The organism is Sphingomonas folli (assembly GCF_019429525.1).
Classification (GTDB): domain Bacteria; phylum Pseudomonadota; class Alphaproteobacteria; order Sphingomonadales; family Sphingomonadaceae; genus Sphingomonas; species Sphingomonas folii.
This window is the reverse complement of sequence record NZ_JAHXZL010000007.1, coordinates 212,447-232,162: the sequence shown is the minus strand read 5'-3', so window position 1 is coordinate 232,162 and position 19,716 is coordinate 212,447. Positions and strand designations below refer to the sequence as shown.

Below are 19,716 nucleotides of genomic sequence, written 5' to 3'. Positions count from 1 at the left end.
TCACGCCTCCCTTACCCAAGCCGCCGCCGCCGTCCGCCGTGCCGCGCGCAACGTCGCCGAGCGGGCGCGCGGGTTCGCCGCCAGCTCGGTCTCGTCGGCGCGCTGCGCGCGCCCGATCATCTCGAAAGTCGCCGCGCGCGCCGGCGCCGTCGCCGGCAGGTGGCGCGAGCCGCCCGGCGCCGCGCCCGCGCGGTCGCGCAGGAAGCGCTTGACGATTCGGTCCTCGAGCGAGTGGAAGCTCACCACCGCGAGCCGCCCGCCCGGGCGCAGCACGCGCTCCGCCGCGGCGAGGCCGCGCTCCAACTCGTCCAGCTCGCCGTTGACGTGGATCCGCACCGCCTGGAAGGCGCGCGTCGCCGGATCCTTCTTGTCGTGCGGGCGATGGCCGAGCGCGCGGCGCACCACGGAGGCGAACTGCGCGGTCGTGGTCAGCGGCCGGGCCGCCACCACCGCGCGCGCGATCCGGCGCGACTTGGGCTCCTCGCCGTAGCGGTAGAGCACGTCGGCGATCGCCTCCTCGTCGGCGGTGTTGAGGAAATCGGCGGCGGACGGCCCCTCCTGACTCATCCGCATGTCGAGCGGGCCGTCGCCCTGGAAGGAGAAGCCGCGCTCGGGCCGATCGAGCTGCATCGACGAGACGCCGATGTCCATCGTCACGCCGTCGACCGGGGCGAGACCGCGCGTCTCCAGCTCCTCGGCCAGCGACGAGAAGGTGGCGGCGACCATCGTCAGTCGCGGCGCGTCGGCCGCGAGCGAGCGGCCGGTCGCGATCGCGTCCGGGTCGCGGTCGAACGCGATCACCTCGGCGCCGGCGGCGAGCAGGGCGCGCGTGTAGCCGCCGGCACCGAAGGTCGCGTCGACGTGGCGCTCGCCGGGGGCGGGGGCGAGCGCGGCGAGCACGGGCGCGAGCAGCACGGGCACGTGCGGCGCGGCGGCGGGGCCGGGGGCCGGGCCGGCGATCGGGGCGGTCTCGCTCATCATAGCGCGATCCCCTTCTCCTCGCAGGCGAACTCGACATATTCCCTGAGGAAGGGGTCGATGTCGGGCGTCTCGAGCAGGATGTTGGGCGCCCAGATCGTGATCCAGTTGAACGCGCCCAGGAACACCGCCGCGCCCGCGATCCGCGCGTAGCGGCGCTCGAAGGCGGGCATGATGAAGCGGCCCGAGCCGTCGAACGGCAGCGGCTCGGCGCCGCCGGCGCGGTCGAGGATGTTATAGTCGACCTTGCCGGTCCGCTCGAACTGTGCGGCGTCGAGCGCTTCCAGCCGGGTCTTCCAGAACGGCACGAAGCCGGGGTCATAGGCGATCAGGCAGCGATGTTCGGGGTGCGGCGCGATGATGACGGTGCCGCCGTCCTTGCCGTCGTCGCGCGGGGCGTTCTTGGCGAGCATCGCGCGAAGGGTGTTGGGAATCGCGACACGGCCCTTGTCGTCGACAAGACCGAGCCCCTTTCCCTGATAGTCCACCCTGTCTGCCACGCCCACCTCGCACTCGGAGCGCACGACCTCCTGTTTCGACGGACGGCCATCACCGCCCGCCGACGTTGCCCGTCAGCAAACAACAGTGGTCCTGCCCCCAATGTCGTAGCGAGTACGTATCAGGGTTAAGTGGGGAAGAGAAGGGATTTTCGGGGACAGCCGGGGAAATACCGGATTTTACCCCCGCTTCCGTGCGCTATGATGGGGGCGGTGGTCGCGAGCGGGCGTCAGCGGGGGTGAGACTCGGGACGCGCGGGGGGCGCTGGCGCGCTTTCCCCGGATCTCCCCGGGAAGGTCGGGGAGAACGCGGGCACGATCGGGGGACGGACTGAGACGATGCCGGTACGTGTGCGCGAGGCCGTACCCTGCGCTCCGACGCGGCGAGATGGCGCGGCAGGACCGGCGATGGCGTGACGTCAGCCACCGGCGTCATCCCGGCGTCGCTTCGGTAGGGGGATGAGCTCGCCCTAGCGATCGTCCCCGGACGCCATCTCGCACGCGCGCGACCACTCTCCCGTCCCCCGGCGTCGAGACCCGGTGCGTTGGAGCCGACCCGTGCTCCGGCGCACGTTGGAGCCTAGCGCTGAAGGCGCGGCCCTCGCGCCCCTGGGCTCCTGCGTGCGCGGGACCACGCTGGGAGTTCGCGGGAGCAGGCCGGGAGTTCAAGCGAATGGGATGCGCCCCTGCCCGGCCGCGCCGCCGCTCACGGCGCGCGCGGCGCGGGCTTCTCGGCCGGCGGGGTGTTGGCGGTGCCGGGGGTGACGCCGAGCTCGGCCAGCGGCTCGTTGGTGGGCGTCACGGTCGGGATCGGCCCGGGGACGCTCATGTTGACCACCACCGCGGGCTGCGCCGCGCCGGCGACCGCGACGGGCCGCTCGCGGTCGACCGTCGAGAAGATCGCGCTCGCCACGCCGATCAGCAGCACCACCATGGCGAGACCGACCATGCCGACCCGCACGCGCTGGCGCGCCTGTTCCGACTGCTGGCGCTCGACCGCCACCTTCTTTCGCTGCGAACCCTTCATCTCGTCGCGCGACGTTAACCGATCGTCGCGCCGCTGTCGATCACGCCGCGTCACGTCGCTGCCGCACCAGTCCCTTGCTCGCCAGCCACGCCGGGTCATAGAGCGTCGAGAGATAGCGGAAACCGGTGTCGCACAGGATCGTCGCGATCCTTTTCCCCGGCCCGAGCTGCCGCGCCAGCCGCACCGCGCCGGCGACGTTGATCCCCGAGGAGAGGCCGAGGCACAGTCCCTCCTCCGCCAGCAGCCGCTCGGTCCAGTCGAGCCCCTCCTGGTCGGCGATCCGGAACTGAGTATCGACCGGCGCGCCCTCGAGGTTGGCGGTGATGCGCCCCTGCCCGATCCCCTCGGCGACAGACGAGCCCTCCGAGCGCAGCTCGCCGCAGGCGTAATAGTCATAGAGCGCCGCGCCGTGCGGGTCGCTCAGCGCGATGCAGACGCGCTCGTCCTTGGCCTTGAGCCCCAGACCGACCCCGGCGAAGGTGCCGCCGGTGCCGACCGCGCAGGTGAAACCGTCGATCCGGCCCTCCATCTGCGCCCAGATCTCCTCGGCGGTGCCGACGATATGCGCGCGACGGTTAGCGATATTGTCGAACTGGTTGGCCCAGATCGCGCCGGGCGTCTCCTCGGCGATCCGGCGCGAGGTGTGGACGAAATGGCACGGGCTCGAATAAGGCGCGGCGGGAACGGTCACCAGCTCGGCGCCGAGCGCGCGCAGCGTGTCCATCTTCTCCTTGGACTGCGTGTCGGGCATCACGATGATCACGCGATAGCCCTTCGCGTTGGCGACCAGCGCCAGCCCGATCCCGGTGTTGCCGGCGGTGCCCTCGACGATCGTGCCGCCGGGCCTGAGCTGGCCGCGCGCCTCGGCGTCCTCGACGATGAACAGCGCGGCACGGTCCTTGACGCTCGCGCCCGGGTTGGTGAACTCGCACTTGCCGAAGATGTCGCAGCCGGTCGCCTCGCTCGGCCCCTTGAGCCGCACGAGCGGGGTGTTGCCGATCAGCGCCAGCGTGTCGCTTGTGGTATGCATGGCGCGCTAGATGCGGAGCCGCGGGGCAATGCGCAAGCGAGCAGAACTATCGCCGCGCCACCCCCGCCTTGGCGAGATGCGGCGCGAGCCGCCCGGCGAGCCACAGGAAGAACATGCGGTGATCGGCGAGCAGCGACCATAAGGGATGGCGGAAGGTCGCGGGTCGGTTGCGCTCCACCGTGAGATGCGCGCCCCAGGCGAAGGCGTAGCCCGCGACCGGGACGGCGGCCCACCACCAGCCGCCGAAAGCCAGCGCGGGGGCCGCGGCGGCGAAGCTGAGCGCGGTGCCGGCATAATGGAGCCCGCGGGTCACGGGGCGCGCGTGCTCGCGGAGGTAATAAGGCCAGAAGTCGGCGAAGGTGCGCGGTGTCACGGGCGAAATCCGATCAGTGCGACGGCCGGGTCATAGCATGCCGCGATCGTGCAGCCACTGCCGCACCTGCCCGGGCCATTGCGTCGTCACGGGCGCGGCCGTCGGGCGCAGGCCGAAGGCGTGGCCTCCCCTGGCGTAGACGCGCAGGTCGACCGGCACGCCCGCGTCGTTGAGCGCGAGCGCATAGGCCAGCGGCTGGCGGATATCGTCGGTCGGATCGTCCATGGCATGGAGGATCAGCGTCGGGGGTGCCTTCGGGCTGATCGTGACCCAGGGCCGGAGCTCCAGGTTGTTCCGCCCCTTGGTGTTGTCGAGCATGCGCGCGGTGTAGGCGATCACGGCGAAATCGGGCCGCGGCGACGGGCGGTCGGCGGCGTCGGTCGGCGCGTAGGTGCGCTCCTCGGTGTTGCTCATGTTGGCGGCGAGATAGGCGCCCGCGGAGAAGCCGATCACGCCGACCCTGTGCGGATCGATCCCATAGGCCGCGGCGCGCTCGCGCAGCATCCCGAGCGCGCGCTGCGCGTCCTCCAGCCCGAGCAGCACGTCGGGGCGGCGCTGCTGCCCGCCCACGCGCGGCCAGACCTGTGGGACCCGATATTTGAGCACCGCGCAGGTCATGCCCTGGCGGACCGCCCAGGCGCAGACCTCGGTGCCCTCCAGGTCCATCGCGACCACCTCGAAGCCGCCGCCGGGCAGCACCAGCAGCGCCGTACCGCTGTTGGTGCCCTTCGGACGGTACAGCGTCATCGTCGGCCGCGTGACATAGCTGGCCCAGTGCCAGCGCCGGCCGCCGACCAACCCCGTGCCATTGCCGGTACCCTCCGGGCGATCGCCGCTGTCGGGCTTGGCCAGCGGGACGGTCGCGGGCCAGAGCGGGACCTGCACGCCGCCGTCGGTCGCCTGCCAGGTACCCACGCGCTCGTTCTTCGGCAACGGCGGCGGCCGCGGCGGATCGGCGGGCGCCCCCGCCCGAGCGATGGAGGCCACCGCGACGGCGACGGCGAGGAACGCGGCGGTGAGCGAGCGATAACGTGCCACGGGCGACCTTCCCCTGCCCGCGGTGCGCGCCGGTCCGGCCGGCGCGCGGAGCGGCGCGGCGCTGGTCTAGCGCGCCCCGCGGCGGGCGTCATCGCTGGATCGCGCCGGACCGGCGCGACGAGGCGGCCGCGGATTCGCCAAAGCGCCGCGAACATGCCATGTTCCTCATCCGTTCCCTCTCGCGAGTCGCCCGCCCGTGCCCAGCGCGGATCTCATCTTGCCCCCGCGCCCGCTCCGCTGGCTGTTCCTCGACCTCAACAGCTATTTCGCGAGCGTCGAGCAGCAGGTGCAGCCGGCGCTGCGCGGCCGCCCGGTGATCGTCGCGCCGGTCGGCAGCGACACCACCGTCGCGATCGCAGCCTCGCGCGAGGCCAAGCGGTACGGCATCTCCACCGGCACGCCGGTGTGGGAGGCGAAGCGCAAGTGCCGCGACCTGGTCGTCACGCCGGCGCGGCACGAGCTGTACGTCGCCTATCACCATCGCATCGTCGCCGAGGTGGAGCGCCACGTGCCGGTGACCCGCGTCTGCTCGATCGACGAGGTGGCGTGCCGGCTGCTCGACAATGAGAACGACCGTGACGCGGCGGTGGCGCTGGCCGGGCGGATCAAGCGCGGGCTGGCCGCCGCGGTCGGCGATTATCTCACCTGCTCGATCGGCATCGCCCCGAACCGCTTGCTCGCCAAGCTCGCCTCCGACCTGCAGAAGCCCGACGGGCTGGTGGTGTTCGAGGCGGCGGCGCTGCCCGAGGCGCTGTACCCGCTCAAGCTGCGCGACATCGCCGGGATCGGCCCCAACATGGAGCGGCGGCTGGCGCGGGACGGCGTCAACGACATCCGCCAGCTGCTCGCGCGCCGCCCACGCGACGCGGGCCATGCCTGGGGCGGCAGCGACGGCGACCGGCTCTGGTACCTGCTCCACGGCGTCGAGCTGCCCGAGAAGCCGACGCAGAGCCGCACGATCGGGCACAGCCACGTGCTCTCGCCGCGCCACCGCGGCTATGAATCGGTGCGGCTGACGTCGCGGCGGCTCGCGCTCAAGGCCGCCAGCCGGCTGCGCCGCAAGGGCTATCGCGCGCGGCTGCTGGTGCTGCACGCGCGCTTCGAGGACGACAAGAGCAAGTGGCGCGCGAGCGTGAAGCTGCCCGCCACGCAGGACAGTTTCGTGATGCTGGCGCGGCTCGACTCGCTCTTCCCGCGGCTCCGCGCCGCCGGCGCGGCGCATCGCAGCGGCTGCCGGATGATCGGTGTGACGCTGGCCGAGATCGAGCCCGTCGCGGGCGAGCAGGGCTCGCTGTTCGCCGCGCTCGACCCCGACGACCCGCTCGCGCGCGAGACGCGCACGCTGGCGCTGAGTCGCGCGATGGACCGGATCAACGAGCGGTTCGGGCGCAACGCGGTGTCGGTCGGCCCGCTGAACGGCGGCCGGCTCGATCGCGTGGGGTCGAAGATCGCTTTCGGGCGCATCCCCGAACTGTCCGAATTCCACGAGTGAGCGCTACCGAAATGGGTCGCTGAAATAATGACTTTGGTATGACAGGGTTGACGACCTTTTCCGCATGCGCGAAGCGTGCGGGCCTATGCAGAAGCCCGCTTTCCTCCCCCTCGCCGCCTCCTTGTTCGCGCTCGCAGCGTGCAATTCCGAGCCGTCCAAGCCGCAGGTGATCGATTCCAACCCCGATCCGATGGCGTCGCAGCTAGCGAACGCCACGCCGATCGAGCTGCCGCCGGCGATCAAGGCCGACAAGACGATGCGCTGCAAGGACGGCAGCCTCGTCTACGTCACCTTCTTCACCGGCGACAAGCAGGCGGTGGTGCGCACCGAGAAGAACGGCACGCCGACGATGCTCAAGGGCGAGGGCGGCGAGGCGCCGCTCAGCGCCGAGGGAGGCTGGAAGCTGACCGGCAACCCGACCGAGATCACCCTGACCCGCCCGGGCAAGGGCGAGCTCTCCTGCCACGCCTGAGCTGAGCCGCGCCGGCGCATCCCCTCGCGGGGCGCCGGCGCTTCATCTCGATCAATCCTTGCCCCGCGCCGCGGCGGCCCGTAGCGTTCGCCGCTTATGGCGACCATCGCGATCTACAGCCTCAAGGGGGGCGTCGGTAAGTCGACGCTGGCGGTCAACCTCGCCTGGTGCGCCGCCACCTTGTCGGCGCGACGCACCCTGTTGTGGGACCTCGATCCCCAGGCTGCGTCGAGCTGGGTGCTCGGCGACGGCGCCGCGCACGACCGCGCCCAGGCGCTGTTCTCGCGCGACGTCGATCCCGAGAAACTGATCGGCCGCACGCGCTTCGAGCGGCTCGAACTGCTTCCCGCCGACGCCTCGCTGCGCGACCTCAACCACCTGTTCCGCGAGCTCGACAAGAAGCGGCGTCTGCGCAAGCTGATCGCCGACCTGGGCGACCACGACCATGTCATCCTCGACTGCCCGCCCGGGCTGACCGAGACCGCCGATCAGGTCGCGCGCGCCGCGGACCTGATCGTGGTGCCGGTGGTGCCCTCGGCCTTCTCCCAGCGCGCCTATGAGACGATCGAGCGCCAATTCGGCGGCCAGGTCGCGATCCTGCCGGTGCACAACATGGTCGATCGCCGCCGCGCGCTCCACCTCGCCGCGGTCGAGCAGCACGCCGACTGGCCCGCCCTGCCCGCCGCCAGCGCGGTCGAGGCGGCCACCGCCAAGCGGCTGCCGGTCGGCGCCGCCGCGCCCAAGAGCATCGCGGCCAAGGCGTTCGCGCAACTGTGGCGCACGGTGGAGCAGCGCTGCCGTTGAGCGAGCCGCTCGATCCGTCGCTGCTGCTCGGTGCCTATTCGGTGGGCGTCTTCCCGATGGCGGACAGTCGCGGCGCCGAGGACGTCTACTGGGTCGAGCCGCGGCGTCGCGCGATCCTGCCGCTCGACGGCTTCCATCTCTCACGCTCGCTGCGCAAGGTGATCGCGGGCGACCGCTTCCGCGTCACCGCCGACCGGGCCTTCGCCGAGATCATCGCGCTGTGCGCCGAGAGCGCCGAGGACCGCCCCGACACCTGGATCAACGCCTCGATCGAGCAGGCGTTCGTCCGCCTGCACGGGCTGGGCCTGGCGCACTCGATCGAGTGCTGGGACGGCGACACCCTGGTGGGGGGACTCTACGGGCTCGCGCTCGGCCGCGCCTTCTTCGGCGAGAGCATGGTCAGCCGCGCGCCCAACGCCTCCAAGGTCGCGATCGCGGCGCTGGTGGCGCGGCTGCGCGTGGGCGGATATACGCTGCTCGACTGCCAGTTCATGACCGACCACCTCGCCTCGCTCGGCGCGATCGAGGTGGCGCGCGCCGACTACATGACCCTGTTGGGCGCGGCGCTCTCTTCCACGGCCTCGTCGGCGGGCGTCGCCTCCTCCTCGGCCGGCGGGGTGGGCGAGGCGAGCGGGGCGGGCGACTTCGGCGCGCTCGACGGCCTGGCCGCGGGCGTCGCCGGGGCCGTGCCGGGGAAGGTCATCGTGCAGCTCTTGGTCCAGACATCGTAGACCGGGTGGATCACGACGTTGGCGGCAGGGCGCTCCTTGTAGAGCCAGCCCGAGAAGGCGCGGCGCCACCCGCCCTCGACCGCGCGCACGTCGAGCTGGACGAAGGCACCGGTGAGCGGCTCGGGCTCCCACGGCGCGGTCTGCTCGCACGCGCGCAGCCGCACGATCACGTCGCCCGCGCGCACCGCCTGGCCGGGCTTGAGCGTGATGTCGCGGCTGACGCCGTTGCGCTTGTTGAGCAGGCCCAGCACCGCGACTCGCTGCGCCATCGGGGTGGCGCCGAGGTCGACCGGATCGTCCTGCGAGTCGACCGCCACCTCGTCGGAGGCGCGCGGCGCGGGCGCGCTGGACGGGTCGGGCAGAGCGGTGCTCACGGAGGGCGAGTCGGCGTGACGCGCGCCGCGCCAGCCCGGGCTCGCCCAGGTCACCGCCGCCGCCGCCACTAACAGCCCGCCGATCGCGAGCCCGCGCCTCACGCGTCGGGGCTCCACGCCTCATAGTCACCGGTGGCGGAGGCACGATGGCCGCCCTTCTCCAGCGCGCCCTTCGGGCGATAGGCCAGCGCGGTGCCGGTCAGGTTGGCCACGGCGGGTTTCTCCCACTGGCGCGGCGGCGGGAGGTTCTGATCGGGCGTGCCGTCGACCTGATGGTGCAGCCAGCTGAACCACTCGGGCGGCACGCGGCTGGCGTCGTTGGCGCCGACGTAGATCACCCAGCGCCGCGGGTTGCCGGCGGTGTCGCGGCCGCCCTCCCAATAGGTGTTGCCCAGCGAGTCCTCGCCGACCTGACGCTTGCCGCGCAGCCCGAGGATGGTGCCCCAGCTGGCGCCGTTCCACCAGGTGAAAGGATTGAGGTTGATGCCCATGGTGCCCCGCGCTTACCCGCCCCGCCCGCCCGGTTCAATGCCTGGTGGGCGGTGTGATGCCGATCCTCCCCGCTCGCGGGGAGGCGGCGAAGACCTCACCAGCTGACGCGGTCGCCCACACCGATGCCGAGCGCGGCGGCGCGGCCGCCGACCAGCTCCAGCACCGCCGCCACCGGCTCGCCCGAGCTCACCTTCGCCTCCGACAAGGGCGTGGTGCTCGGCGCGATCGCGGCGATGCTGTGGTCGGCGCGGATGAAGACGATGTCGAGCGACAGCGGCGTGTTCTTCATCCAGAAGTCCGCCACCTGCGGCGCACCGCCGCCGGCGGGGTACGGCGCGAACAGCATCGCGTCGTCGGGCTGCAGGTCGGTACGGAACATCAGCCCCTGCGCCTGCTGCGCCGCGGTCTCGGCCACTTCCGCGCGGAAGCCGTGGCGCTTGCCGCCGCTGTCGATCGTCACCGCCACGGTGCGGCGCTGGGTGCTGGGGGTCTCGTGGGTCATGACGGAGGGCGACGCCGAGGGCGTCACGTCGGGTGCGCCGCGCCCGCAGGCGGCGAGCAGCAGCGCGAGCGCGAGTGCCGGCGCGGCGCGGCTCACTCGACCACCGCCACCGCGACCGCCAGCGGCCCCTTGCGCCCCTGGACGATACGCGCGCGCAGCCGCTGGTCGGGCTGCGCCTCCGCGACACCCGCGCGGCGCAGCGTCTCCATGTGGACGAAGATATCGCCGGGCCGCTCGATCGCGACCAGGAAGCCGTAGCCCTTGATGCGGTTGAACCATTTGACCGTGACCTCCTCCCACTCGCCGGCCTCGGCGGCCAGCGCGCCGGGATCGACGCGCGCGCGGTCGCGGTCGCGCATCGTCTCGAGCGCGACGCTGAGATCGATGTCGGCGATCGTCACCGCCTGCCAGCCGCGCTGCCCCAGCACCGCGGTGCCACTGACGCGCGCGCCCTCGGGCAGCGTGCGCCGGCCGAACGCCTGGAGCACGCTGAAGTGGAGCAGGATATCGCCCATCGCGGGATCGTCCGCGACGATGAAGCCGAACCCGCGCGTCGCATCGAACCATTTGAGAACGCCCGATACCGCTACCGAGACGGCGTCAGCCGTCGTCGGCCCGGCCGGATCGTGCGGATCGCCGGCGGTAGCGGAAGCCTCGTCTCGCACGTCGCGTCGTCGTCCCCTTCTTCGCCGTGGCGCAGCGTTAACGCTGGACTATCGGTGCACTGCACAATGAAGCTTGGCAAGCGTCGATCGTTCATTCCTCGTCCAGAATCGCGCCGGGCTCCGCCTCGACGATGCGCCGCGCCAGCGACGCGTCATGGCCGGCGCGCAGCAGCTGGCCGAGCTGGCGCGCGCGCTGGGCCGGGTCGGCGGGCGCGTCGGCGAACGGGCCGATCCGCCTGCGCCGCGCCAGCCGCAGCGCGCTCTCCAGCGCCGCGGCGCGCGCCTGCGCGAGCACGGGGGCGGCATCCTCCGCGTCGAGTCCTGCGGCGCGCAGCGTCTCGGCGACGCGACGCGCGCCATAGCCTCGCCGCCCGAGCGCGGCCCCCTTCTGCTCGGCGAAGCCGCGATCGTCGACGTAGCCGAGCGCCGCCATCCGCTCCGCCACGCCCTCCGGGTCGGCGGGCTCGCCCGTCCAGCCGCGCTCGCGGATCTTGCGCGCGAGATAGGCGCTGAGCTTGCCGCGCGTAGTCGCGAACCGCTCGACGTAGCGGAGCGCGAGCCGCTCGAGCGCCGCCCCGTCGAGCGGCGGCGGGCGGCGCCGCGGGGAGGAGCGGGGTGAGGGCGACAGCGACACGGCCATGTTTGTGCCACACTGGCATCCGATTTTGAACGCTCGGCCAAAGTATGCCTTTAACCGCTTAACTATTGCACCGGCGTGACCGCTGCGACAGGAACACAGGATGACGACCGACATCGCCCCGACCACCTCCCAGACGCGCCCGACGCCCACGGCCGACCCGCTGCCGCGCCGCTTCGCCGATTTCGCGACGCTGGGTGAGGCGCTCGACTATGCCGCGCGCGGGGGCCGGGGCCTCAACTTCCACGACGCGCGCGGCACGTTGGTCCGCGCCTACGGCTTCACCGCGCTGCGCGACGACGCACGCGCCTGCGCCTATCGCCTGATCGCGGCGGGTGTGGCGCCGGGCGACCGGGTCGCGCTGGTGGCCGAGACCAGCGCCGAGTTCGCGGCGCTCTTCTTCGGCACGGTGCTCGCCGGCGCCTGGCCGGTACCGCTACCGCTGCCGACCTCGTTCGGCGGCCGTGATTCCTATATCGATCAGCTCCGCGTCCAGCTCGCCAGCTGTGATCCGGTGATGCTCGTCTTCCCGCCCGAGCTCGCGCAGATGGCGGGCGCCGCGGCCGAGGCGGCCGGCGTGCGCGGGGTCGACTGGGTCGAGTTCGCCACCCACCCCGGCCCCGCGGCGGCGCTGCCGGCGAGCACCGCGGACGACGTCTGCTACCTGCAATATTCCAGCGGCTCGACCCGCTTCCCGCACGGCGTGGCGATCACGCACCGCGCGCTGCTGAGCAACCTCGCCGCGCACGCGCACGGCGTGCAGATCATCGAGACCGACCGCTGCGTGTCGTGGTTGCCGTGGTACCATGACATGGGGCTGGTCGGCTGCTTCCTCTCGCCGGTGGCCAACCAGGTCTCGACCGACTATCTCAAGACCGAGGATTTCGCCCGCCGCCCGCTGTCGTGGCTCGACCTGATCAGCCGCAACCCGGGCACCTCGCTGAGCTACTCGCCGACCTTCGGCTATGACATCTGCGCGCGCCGCATCTCCAGCCAGACCAAGGCGTCGGATCGGTTCGACCTGTCGCGCTGGCGCGTCGCGGGCAACGGCGCCGACATGATCCGCCCCGACGTGATGCAGGCCTTCGTCGACGCCTTCGCCGACGCTGGCTTCCAGGCGACCGCGTTCCTGCCGAGCTACGGCCTCGCCGAGGCGACCCTGGCGGTCTCGCTGATGCCGCCGGGCGAGGGCATCCGCGTCGAGCTGGTCGAGGAGACCGAGCTCTCGGGCATGCAGCACGGCGAGGACCGGCCGCAGCGCTATCGCGCGATCGTCAACTGCGGGAAGCCGGTGCGCGACATGGAGGTCGCAGTGCGCGAGGAGGACGGCACGCCGCTTCCCGACGGCGCGATCGGCAAGGTGTGGTGCCGCGGCCCCAGCGTGATGGTCGGCTATTTCCGTGACCCGGGCGCGACCGAGGCGTGCCTGGTCGACGGTTGGCTCGACACCGGCGACATGGGCTATATGTCCGGCGGCTACATCTTCATCGTCGGCCGCGCCAAGGACATGATCATCATCAACGGGCGCAACCACTGGCCGCAGGACATCGAGTGGGCGGTCGAGCAGCTCCCGGGCTTCAAGGCCGGCGACATCGCGGCCTTCGCGATCACCACGCCGGGCGGCGAGGAGACGCCGGCGGTGCTGGTGCAGTGCCGCAGCTCGGACGAGCGCGAGCGACTGCGGCTGCGCGACGAGATCCGCGACCGCGTGCGCTCGGTCACCGGCATGAACTGCGTGGTCGAGCTGATCCCGCCGCGCACGCTGCCGCGCACCAGCTCGGGCAAGCTCAGCCGCGCCAAGGCGCGCAACCTGTATCTGGCCGGCGAGATCAAGCCCTACGACCTCGCCGCCTGAGGCGGGCGCCGGCGCCCCATGCGAGCGCGCCGGTCCCCCCGTCGACCCCCGGCACGCGATGATTCTTCGTCCATACTGGACGCTTTCTCGGACCCTGATGCCGCTTCGCCGCGCAAGTACTTGACAGCATACGCCTTGTTTGCGGCAAGCCGGTGCCGTCGCGCTGGCATCGTCTTGCCGGCGGCAACGCTTCGTCAACGACGATGTGGCTAAGGTTCGGGCGTGACACGCGATCCCTCCCCCACACCGGTCCACCTGCCGATCCGCGCGCGCCTCGGCCTGCGTCGCCGCGCCGCGCGCACCGGCGGCCACCCCGACGTGGCGGCGGAGCGCGCGGTGGCGCAGCGACTCGCCCCCGCGTTGCTCGCCGCGCACCTTCTGGGCGCGGGGACAGCGGCGGTGCTGCTGCGTCACGCGGTCGCGCTGCCGTGGCTGATCGCCTGGTGCGCGACGGTGGCGACGGCAGCGACGGTACTCACCCGCCTGCTCGTCGCACGGGCCGGACCGGAGGCGCCGTTGCCGCTCGTCGGGGCGAGCGCGGCGACAGCGGCGCTGGCGCTCGCCTGGTCGGCAGTACCGCTGCGCCTCGCCGCCGCGCCCGATCCGGCAGCGGCGCACGCGCTCGACCTGCTGCTCGCGACCGTGATGACGGCCACCGCGCTCACGCTGGCGACGTTGCCGCCCGCGGCGCTGGTCTTCGTCGCCGGCACCGCCGCGGCGACGGCCGCGCCGCTCCTGCTCGCCGGTCGCCCCGTGGCGGCGGCGATCGTCGTCGCCTTCGCGCTGCTCCTCGCGCTGGTGGTGCTCTCGCGCGCCCGCGCGGTGGTGCGACTCGGCGCCGCCGAGAGCACGCTCCGCGAGCGCGAGGCGACCGTGCAACTGCTGCTGCGCGACTTCGAGGAGGGCGCCGACTGGCTGTGGCAGACCGACGCGACGCGCCGGATCGTGGGCGCAAGCGAGCGTTTCGCCCGCGCCTGCGGCGTCACCGCCGCCGAACTGGAGGGCGCGCCGCTGCTCCGGCTGCTGGCCGGCGCCGACTGGGAGAGCGCCGCCGTCTCGGACGAGCTGCGGCTGGTCGCGGACAAGATGGCGCGGCGCGAGCCGTTCGGCGACGTCGCGCTGCCCGTCACGGTGCGCGGGGAGAGCCGCTGGTGGCAGATCGCCGCGACCCCGCGGGTCGATGCGGCGGGGCGCTTCGCGGGCTTCCGCGGCGTCGTCTCGGACATCACCGAGCAGCGCGCCTCGGCCGAGCGGATCAACCGCATGGCCCGCTTCGACGCGCTCACCGGCCTCCCCAACCGCCTCTCGATCAACGAGGAGCTCGCGCGCGCGCTGGGCGAGGCCGAACGCTGGCGCGCACGCTGCGCCTTCATGATGATCGACCTGGACCGCTTCAAGGCGGTCAATGACACGCTGGGGCACCCGGTCGGCGACCGACTGCTGCGCCGCGTGTCGGAGCGCCTCGCCGAACTGGTCACCGAGAACGAGCTGATCGGTCGGCTCGGCGGCGACGAGTTCGCGGTGGTGGTGCGCGACGCGGGCGACCCGGGCCGGCTCGAGCGGCTGGCGCACACGATCATCGAGACGCTGTCGCGCCCCTATGAGGTGGACCAGCACACGCTCTATATCGGCGCCTCGGTCGGCGTCGCCACCGGGCCGCGCGACGGCCGCACCGCGGAGACGCTGATCCGCTCGGCCGACCTCGCGCTGTACCGGTCGAAGGACCGCGGCGGCGGCGTCTACCACGCTTATGTGCCGCAGCTGCACCTCGAGGCGGAGGAGCGTCGCGTGATCGAGCTGGCGCTCCGCCGCGCGCTCGACAATGACGAGCTGCACCTCGCCTATCAGCCGGTGGTGGACGCGCGCAGCGGCGCGGTGCGCGGGTTCGAGGCGCTGCTGCGCTGGAGCCATCCGCAGCTGGGCGACATCCCGCCGGCCAAGTTCGTGCCGATCGCGGAGGAGGCGCGGCTGATCGCGCCGATCGGCGAGTGGGTGCTGCGCACCGCTTGCGCCGAGGCGGCGGGCTGGCCCGACGACGTGCGCGTCGCGGTCAACGTCTCCCCCGAGCAGCTCCACAACCCGCGGTTCGTCGGCGTGATCAGCGACACGCTGGCGCGCACCGGCCTGCCCGCCCGCCGGCTCGACCTGGAGGTGACCGAGAGCGTGTTCCTGCGCGAGGGCACCGGCGCGGTGAAGCTGCTCAAGCAGATCCTCGACCTCGGCGTCGGGCTCAGCCTGGACGATTTCGGCACCGGCTACTCGTCGCTCGGCTATCTCAGCGCGACGCGCTTCTCCTCGATCAAGATCGACCGCACCTTCGTCCAGGCGGCGTCGCGCGGCACCGCCGAGGCGATCGCGATCATCCGCGCGGTCGTCGCGATGGCGCAGAGCATGGGCATGGCCACCACCGCCGAGGGCGTGGAGACCGAGGCCGAGCTGCGGCTCGCGCAGGAGCTGGGCTGCGGCAGCATCCAGGGCTTCTATTTCGGACGCCCGCTGCCCGTGACCGAGGCACGCGCGCTGGCGATCGCGGTACGCCGCCCCGACGCCCCGGCGGCGACGCGTGCGGCGTGAGCCCGCCCCTTGACGAACGCGCGCGCGGCGTCCAACAGCGCGACGGCACAGGAGTGTAGCTCAGTTGGTAGAGCATCGGTCTCCAAAACCGAGGGCCGTGGGTTCGAGTCCCTCCACTCCTGCCAACCCATAACGGTGTCGATGGATAGAATATCGGGCTTGCGCGTTCGCAGGTGCGACGTAATAGCTCTATAGCTCTGACATACGTCAATCACCAAGGGAGTTGCCACATGCGTTCCATTCTCGCCGGCGCCGCTGCGCTGAGCCTCGTCGCCACCCCGGCGCTCGCCGCCACCACCGCCAACCCGGCCGCCAGCCTCTCGGTCGCCGGCGCGCGCGCGTCGACCTCGACCGCGAAGGACAGCAAGCTCGCCGGCGCCGGCATCTTCGGCGCGATCATCGCCGCCGGCATCGCCGCGATCGGCGTGGTCGCCATCGTCAACGACAACAACGACGACAATTCGGACAGCAACTGATCGGGCACGGCCGCTATGGCGGCCGCCTGTCGGCAGCGACGGATATCGGGAGGGGTCGGCGCCTGGGCGCCGGCCCCTTCTTCGTCGCGACAGGTGGAGGCGATGACCGGAACGTCCCCCTACCCGCGCTTGCCTTTTCGCCGCGGCCCACTTATGTCCGCTGGCACATCCGACAGCACGGACGGTTCATCATCGCTCTCCCTAGTGACGGGGAAGCGGTAGCGGGCCCATGCCGGTAGCTGGCGGTTATTCTATCACGGCTCAACAAGGGCTCAGTATCGTGGCGAAGACGACCCCGCTCGAGTTCATCCGCCAGGTCCGCACCGAGACCGCCAAGATCGTCTGGCCGACCGGCCGCGAGACGATCATGACGGGGGTGATGGTCGTGGTGATGACCACGGTCCTGGCGCTGTTCTTCCTGGCGGTGGACTCGTTCTTCAACGCCGTGGTCAAGGCGCTGCTGAGCCTGGCGAAGTAAGGACGGGAAGCACGACGATGGCGCGCTGGTACATCATCCACGCCTATTCGGGGTTCGAGGGCAAGGTCCGCGACTCGATCATGGCCGAGGCGACCCGCATGGGGCTGGAGCAGCTGGTCGAGCAGATCGAGGTGCCGACCGAGACGGTCACCGAGGCGCGCCGCGGCAAGAAGATCGCGGTCGAGCGCAAGTTCATGCCGGGCTACGTGCTCGCCAAGCTGAACATGAACGACGACGTCTACCACCTCGTCAAGAACACGCCCAAGGTGACCGGCTTCCTCGGCTCGTCGGGCAAGCCGCAGGCCATCTCGGACACCGAGGCCGCGCGCATGCTCAACTCGAAGGAGGAAGCGGCGGTCGCGGTCAAGACCAAGGTCAAGGTCGACTATGAGATCGGCGACGCGGTCAAGGTGTTGGAGGGGCCGTTCGCGAGCTTCAACGGCACGGTCGAGGAACTCGACTTCGACAAGTCGAAGGTCAAGGTATCGGTCAGCATCTTCGGCCGCGCCACCCCGGTCGAGCTCGACTTCGAGCAGGTCGAGCGCAGCAAGTGAGCGGCGCCGCCCCCGCCGCGGCGGGGGCGTACAGCCGAGCGGCCCGCGTGAGCGCTCGGCTCTGATCCAACCCAGCTGAGCCGTTCTCGGGCGGACGCCGGAGCCTAGGGCCCGAAGGATGGGCGCTGGTGACCAGCGGCTCCTGCATGCGCGGGGGCACGCCGGACGTTCTGTCCCTGTCGCGTCTATCCCTGGCGCGCGCCGTCCAGCGTCTCGGCGTCCGCCGGCGCGCCGACGGGCGGCATCGCCGCCTCTTCCGGCGACATCTGCGCGATCAGGGGGGTCGGTTGCCCATCCGCCAGCCATGGCGCGGGCGCGTGCGGCGCGAGGTCGGCGCGCTTGCGCTGCTGGCGCACCTCCAGCCCCGGCGTGAGCAGCGGCGTCGGCGTACGGCGGAACTGCGCCGGGGTCATGCCGACGAACTCGCGGAACTCGCGGTTGAGATGCGAGGCATCGTAGAAGCGCAGCTCGGCCAGTTCGTCCGCGCTCGGCACCGCCAGCCCGCGCATCACCGCGGCCATGTCGAGGAAACGGCTGCGCCGCATCACCGTCTTGGGCAGATGGCCGAAATGCTGGCGCACCGTGCGATCCAGCCGGCGCCCCGAGATGCCGAACTCGGCCGCGATCTCCGTCACCGGCCGGGTCGGATCGACCCGGGCGATCCGCTCGAAGCGCGCGCTGAGCAGGTCGGGGACGGCGGCGCGGACGACGAGATGCTCGCGCACCACCTGGTGGAGCCGCGTGAGCGTCTGTTCCTGGTCGAACACGTTGTCGCAGGCCCAGCGCAGCGACTCATTCCAGCGCCCCGGCGCGATCGGCACCAGCCGATCGGCCAGCGCGTCGGCGGGCAGGTCGCTGAAGCCGAACCAACCGCCCGGGCGGATCGCGAATCCCGCCGCGATGACCGGTCCGATGCAGCGCACCGGGAAACGGCGCTGCTGCGCGCCGAACAACATCGGTCCCTCATAATCCTGCCACGCCCCGTCGATCATCGTCGACCAGCGGCCGATCACCGGCACGCGGACGTAAGCCGTTTCATGCAAAAGAAAATCTTCGAGCACGGCATCGCCCGGCCGGTCGAAGATCGTGACGAAGAAGCGGGCGACGAACGGGGCGAGATCATCGGGCGGAGTCCGACTCACCGACAGCGGAGCACCGTCCCGTGAAGTACCTGTATGTGGGATGAAGCCGCCCATGATTACGCGATTACGACGCGGGACCCGCTTCGGCAATAAACGTTCCCATCAAACCGCCCGGATGGAGCATTAAATTACGTACAATTCGGCGCGGATCTCCGACGGCGGTAGAACGGTCGCGACGACCGACAGCTTGCCATCGCGCCCCGCTTCGGCTACGCGCGCCAGCTTCCACCGCAACACACGATGGAACGCCGCGGGAGGGCGAGGCCGAGGCCGCGCCCGGACGAACCGCTAGACTTGAACCGGGCACCCCTCGGGCACGTGTCCAGTAACAGAGTGAGATGAATGGCAAAGAAGATCACAGGCTATATCAAGCTGCAGGTGCCCGCGGGCGCTGCCAACCCGTCGCCGCCGATCGGCCCGGCGCTGGGTCAGCGCGGCGTCAACATCATGGAGTTCTGCAAGGCGTTCAACGCGCAGACCGCTGACATGGAGAAGGGCTCGCCGCTGCCCACCGTGATCACCGTCTACGCTGACCGCAGCTTCTCCTTCGTCACGAAGACGCCGCCGGCGACCTTCCTGATCAAGAAGGCCGCCAACCTGAAGTCGGGCTCGAAGGAGCCGGGCAAGGTGTCGGCGGGCAAGATCACCCGCTCGGCGCTGGCCGAGGTCGCGCAGACCAAGATGAAGGATCTGAACGCGAACGATCTCGAGGCGGCGACCCGCATCATCGAAGGCTCGGCCCGCGCGATGGGCCTCGAAGTGGTGGAGGGCTGAGGCCGTGGCGAAGGTGAGCAAGAAGCAGAAGGCCTGGACGATCGACCGTGAGAAGCTGCACGGCGTTGACGAGGCGATCGCGCTGGCGAAGCAGAACGCGTCGTCCAAGTTCGACGAGACGATCGAGATCGCGCTGAACCTCGGCGTCGATCCGCGCCACGCCGACCAGATGGTCCGCGGCGTCGTCACGCTGCCCGCGGGCACCGGCAAGACCGTCCGCGTCGGCGTGTTCGCGCGCGGCGCCAAGGCCGACGAGGCGCGCGCCGCGGGTGCGGACGTGGTCGGGGCCGAGGACCTGATGGAGACGGTCCAGGGTGGCACGATCGACTTCGACCGCTGCATCGCGACCCCGGACATGATGGGCGTCGTCGGCCGCCTGGGCAAGGTGCTCGGCCCCAAGGGCCTGATGCCGAACCCCAAGCTGGGCACGGTGACGATGAACGTGGCCGAGGCGGTGAAGGCCGCCAAGGGCGGTCAGGTCGAGTATCGCGTCGAGAAGGCCGGCATCATCCACTCGGGCATCGGCAAGGCGAGCTTCGGTGCCGAGGACCTGCGCCGCAACTTCGACGCTTTGGTCGACGCGGTGGTGAAGGCCAAGCCGTCGGGCGCCAAGGGCAAGTACGTCAAGAAGATCGCCGTCAGCTCGACGATGGGCCCGGGGATCAAGGTCGACGTCGCCGAGGTCGCGGGCGCCTGACCCCCCGCCCCGGCTCGCCGGGGCCGCGACGATCGAACAGCGAAGGGCCGGGAG

At 71.5% G+C, this 19,716-nt stretch carries 22 protein-coding genes, 1 tRNA gene and 1 pseudogene; 12 read left to right on the top strand and 12 right to left on the bottom strand.

The window, feature by feature from the left end; all coding sequences use genetic code 11:
* The 6 genes from rsmH to KZ813_RS12635 form a co-directional block, all read right to left on the bottom strand.
* The gene (rsmH, locus tag KZ813_RS12660; RefSeq protein ID WP_219755329.1) at positions 1 to 978 is read right to left on the bottom strand and encodes a 16S rRNA (cytosine(1402)-N(4))-methyltransferase RsmH; all 978 of its coding nucleotides are present in this window, start codon (positions 976 to 978) and stop codon (positions 1 to 3) included.
* A complete protein-coding gene (locus tag KZ813_RS12655; protein ID WP_219755328.1) occupies positions 978 to 1,478 on the bottom strand; it encodes a division/cell wall cluster transcriptional repressor MraZ in 501 nt (166 codons plus the stop codon). The genes rsmH and KZ813_RS12655 overlap by 1 nt, the downstream gene beginning before the upstream one ends.
* 703 nt (positions 1,479 to 2,181) lie before the next feature.
* Positions 2,182 to 2,502 (bottom strand): hypothetical protein, encoded by a 321-nt coding sequence (locus tag KZ813_RS12650; protein ID WP_258046715.1) that lies wholly within the window; start codon positions 2,500 to 2,502, stop codon positions 2,182 to 2,184.
* 40 nt (positions 2,503 to 2,542) lie between these two features.
* On the bottom strand, positions 2,543 to 3,532 hold the full coding sequence (locus KZ813_RS12645) for a cysteine synthase A (RefSeq protein WP_219755327.1): 990 nt from the start codon (positions 3,530 to 3,532) through the stop codon (positions 2,543 to 2,545).
* A gap of 46 nt (positions 3,533 to 3,578) precedes the next feature.
* Positions 3,579 to 3,905: an Mpo1-like protein gene (locus KZ813_RS12640; protein WP_373369277.1), complete on the bottom strand. Its 327-nt coding sequence runs from the start codon at positions 3,903 to 3,905 to the stop codon at positions 3,579 to 3,581.
* 30 nt (positions 3,906 to 3,935) lie between these two features.
* On the bottom strand, positions 3,936 to 4,943 hold the full coding sequence (locus tag KZ813_RS12635) for an alpha/beta hydrolase (RefSeq protein WP_308461879.1): 1,008 nt from the start codon (positions 4,941 to 4,943) through the stop codon (positions 3,936 to 3,938).
* A 217-nt stretch (positions 4,944 to 5,160) separates the two neighbouring features.
* Between KZ813_RS12635 and KZ813_RS12630 the strand changes: the two genes are divergently transcribed.
* The 4 genes from KZ813_RS12630 to aat all read left to right on the top strand — a co-directional run bounded on the left by KZ813_RS12630 (position 5,161) and on the right by aat (position 8,442).
* Positions 5,161 to 6,435, top strand: a complete 1,275-nt coding sequence (locus tag KZ813_RS12630) for a Y-family DNA polymerase (protein WP_258046714.1) — start codon at positions 5,161 to 5,163, stop codon at positions 6,433 to 6,435.
* Between the two features lie 85 nt (positions 6,436 to 6,520).
* Positions 6,521 to 6,907 (top strand): hypothetical protein, encoded by a 387-nt coding sequence (locus KZ813_RS12625; RefSeq protein ID WP_219755325.1) that lies wholly within the window; start codon positions 6,521 to 6,523, stop codon positions 6,905 to 6,907.
* A gap of 96 nt (positions 6,908 to 7,003) precedes the next feature.
* Positions 7,004 to 7,711, top strand: coding sequence for a ParA family protein (locus KZ813_RS12620; RefSeq protein ID WP_219755324.1), 708 nt, complete (start codon positions 7,004 to 7,006; stop codon positions 7,709 to 7,711).
* Positions 7,708 to 8,442, top strand: coding sequence for a leucyl/phenylalanyl-tRNA--protein transferase (gene aat, locus KZ813_RS12615; protein WP_219755323.1), 735 nt, complete (start codon positions 7,708 to 7,710; stop codon positions 8,440 to 8,442). The genes KZ813_RS12620 and aat overlap by 4 nt, the downstream gene beginning before the upstream one ends.
* Before the next feature lie 35 nt (positions 8,443 to 8,477).
* On the opposite strand, the pseudogene KZ813_RS12610 reads toward aat, so the two are convergent.
* The 5 genes and pseudogenes from KZ813_RS12610 to KZ813_RS12590 all read right to left on the bottom strand — a co-directional run.
* A pseudogene (locus tag KZ813_RS12610) lies at positions 8,478 to 8,711 on the bottom strand (DUF2155 domain-containing protein); the annotation flags it as partial.
* A 203-nt stretch (positions 8,712 to 8,914) separates the two neighbouring features.
* Positions 8,915 to 9,307, bottom strand: a complete 393-nt coding sequence (locus KZ813_RS12605) for an NADH:ubiquinone oxidoreductase subunit NDUFA12 (protein ID WP_219755322.1) — start codon at positions 9,305 to 9,307, stop codon at positions 8,915 to 8,917.
* A gap of 95 nt (positions 9,308 to 9,402) precedes the next feature.
* Entirely contained in the window at positions 9,403 to 9,906 is a 504-nt protein-coding gene (locus KZ813_RS12600) for a DUF192 domain-containing protein (RefSeq protein WP_308461878.1), read from the bottom strand.
* Entirely contained in the window at positions 9,903 to 10,475 is a 573-nt protein-coding gene (locus KZ813_RS12595) for a cold shock domain-containing protein (protein WP_219755321.1), read from the bottom strand. The genes KZ813_RS12600 and KZ813_RS12595 overlap by 4 nt, the downstream gene beginning before the upstream one ends.
* A gap of 91 nt (positions 10,476 to 10,566) precedes the next feature.
* Positions 10,567 to 11,115, bottom strand: a complete 549-nt coding sequence (locus tag KZ813_RS12590) for a regulatory protein RecX (RefSeq protein ID WP_219755320.1) — start codon at positions 11,113 to 11,115, stop codon at positions 10,567 to 10,569.
* 100 nt (positions 11,116 to 11,215) lie between these two features.
* On the opposite strand from KZ813_RS12590, the gene KZ813_RS12585 reads away from it, so the two are divergent.
* From KZ813_RS12585 to nusG, 6 genes are all read left to right on the top strand, one after another.
* Complete coding sequence (locus tag KZ813_RS12585; protein ID WP_219755319.1) at positions 11,216 to 12,967, top strand: fatty acyl-AMP ligase; 1,752 nt, start codon at positions 11,216 to 11,218, stop codon at positions 12,965 to 12,967.
* Positions 12,968 to 13,189: 222 nt separating this feature from the next.
* The gene (locus tag KZ813_RS12580; RefSeq protein ID WP_219755318.1) at positions 13,190 to 15,541 is read left to right on the top strand and encodes a putative bifunctional diguanylate cyclase/phosphodiesterase; all 2,352 of its coding nucleotides are present in this window, start codon (positions 13,190 to 13,192) and stop codon (positions 15,539 to 15,541) included.
* A 49-nt stretch (positions 15,542 to 15,590) separates the two neighbouring features.
* Positions 15,591 to 15,666: transfer RNA gene (locus tag KZ813_RS12575), tRNA-Trp, on the top strand.
* Positions 15,667 to 15,771: 105 nt separating this feature from the next.
* Positions 15,772 to 16,017 (top strand): hypothetical protein, encoded by a 246-nt coding sequence (locus tag KZ813_RS12570; RefSeq protein WP_219755317.1) that lies wholly within the window; start codon positions 15,772 to 15,774, stop codon positions 16,015 to 16,017.
* A 280-nt stretch (positions 16,018 to 16,297) separates the two neighbouring features.
* Positions 16,298 to 16,495 carry a preprotein translocase subunit SecE gene (gene secE / locus KZ813_RS12565; protein ID WP_183945247.1) on the top strand — a complete coding sequence of 66 codons (198 nt, stop codon included), beginning with the start codon at positions 16,298 to 16,300 and terminating at the stop codon, positions 16,493 to 16,495.
* Positions 16,496 to 16,512: 17 nt separating this feature from the next.
* A complete protein-coding gene (nusG, locus tag KZ813_RS12560) occupies positions 16,513 to 17,049 on the top strand; it encodes a transcription termination/antitermination protein NusG (protein ID WP_219755316.1) in 537 nt (178 codons plus the stop codon).
* 185 nt (positions 17,050 to 17,234) lie between these two features.
* Here the strand turns inward: nusG and KZ813_RS12555 are convergent, their stop codons facing one another.
* Positions 17,235 to 18,191 (bottom strand): AraC family transcriptional regulator, encoded by a 957-nt coding sequence (locus KZ813_RS12555; RefSeq protein ID WP_219755315.1) that lies wholly within the window; start codon positions 18,189 to 18,191, stop codon positions 17,235 to 17,237.
* A 342-nt stretch (positions 18,192 to 18,533) separates the two neighbouring features.
* Between KZ813_RS12555 and rplK the strand changes: the two genes are divergently transcribed.
* On the top strand, positions 18,534 to 18,965 hold the full coding sequence (gene rplK / locus KZ813_RS12550; protein WP_219755314.1) for a 50S ribosomal protein L11: 432 nt from the start codon (positions 18,534 to 18,536) through the stop codon (positions 18,963 to 18,965).
* A gap of 4 nt (positions 18,966 to 18,969) precedes the next feature.
* The gene (rplA, locus tag KZ813_RS12545) at positions 18,970 to 19,662 is read left to right on the top strand and encodes a 50S ribosomal protein L1 (RefSeq protein WP_132908955.1); all 693 of its coding nucleotides are present in this window, start codon (positions 18,970 to 18,972) and stop codon (positions 19,660 to 19,662) included.
* Positions 19,663 to 19,716 lie beyond the last annotated feature (54 nt).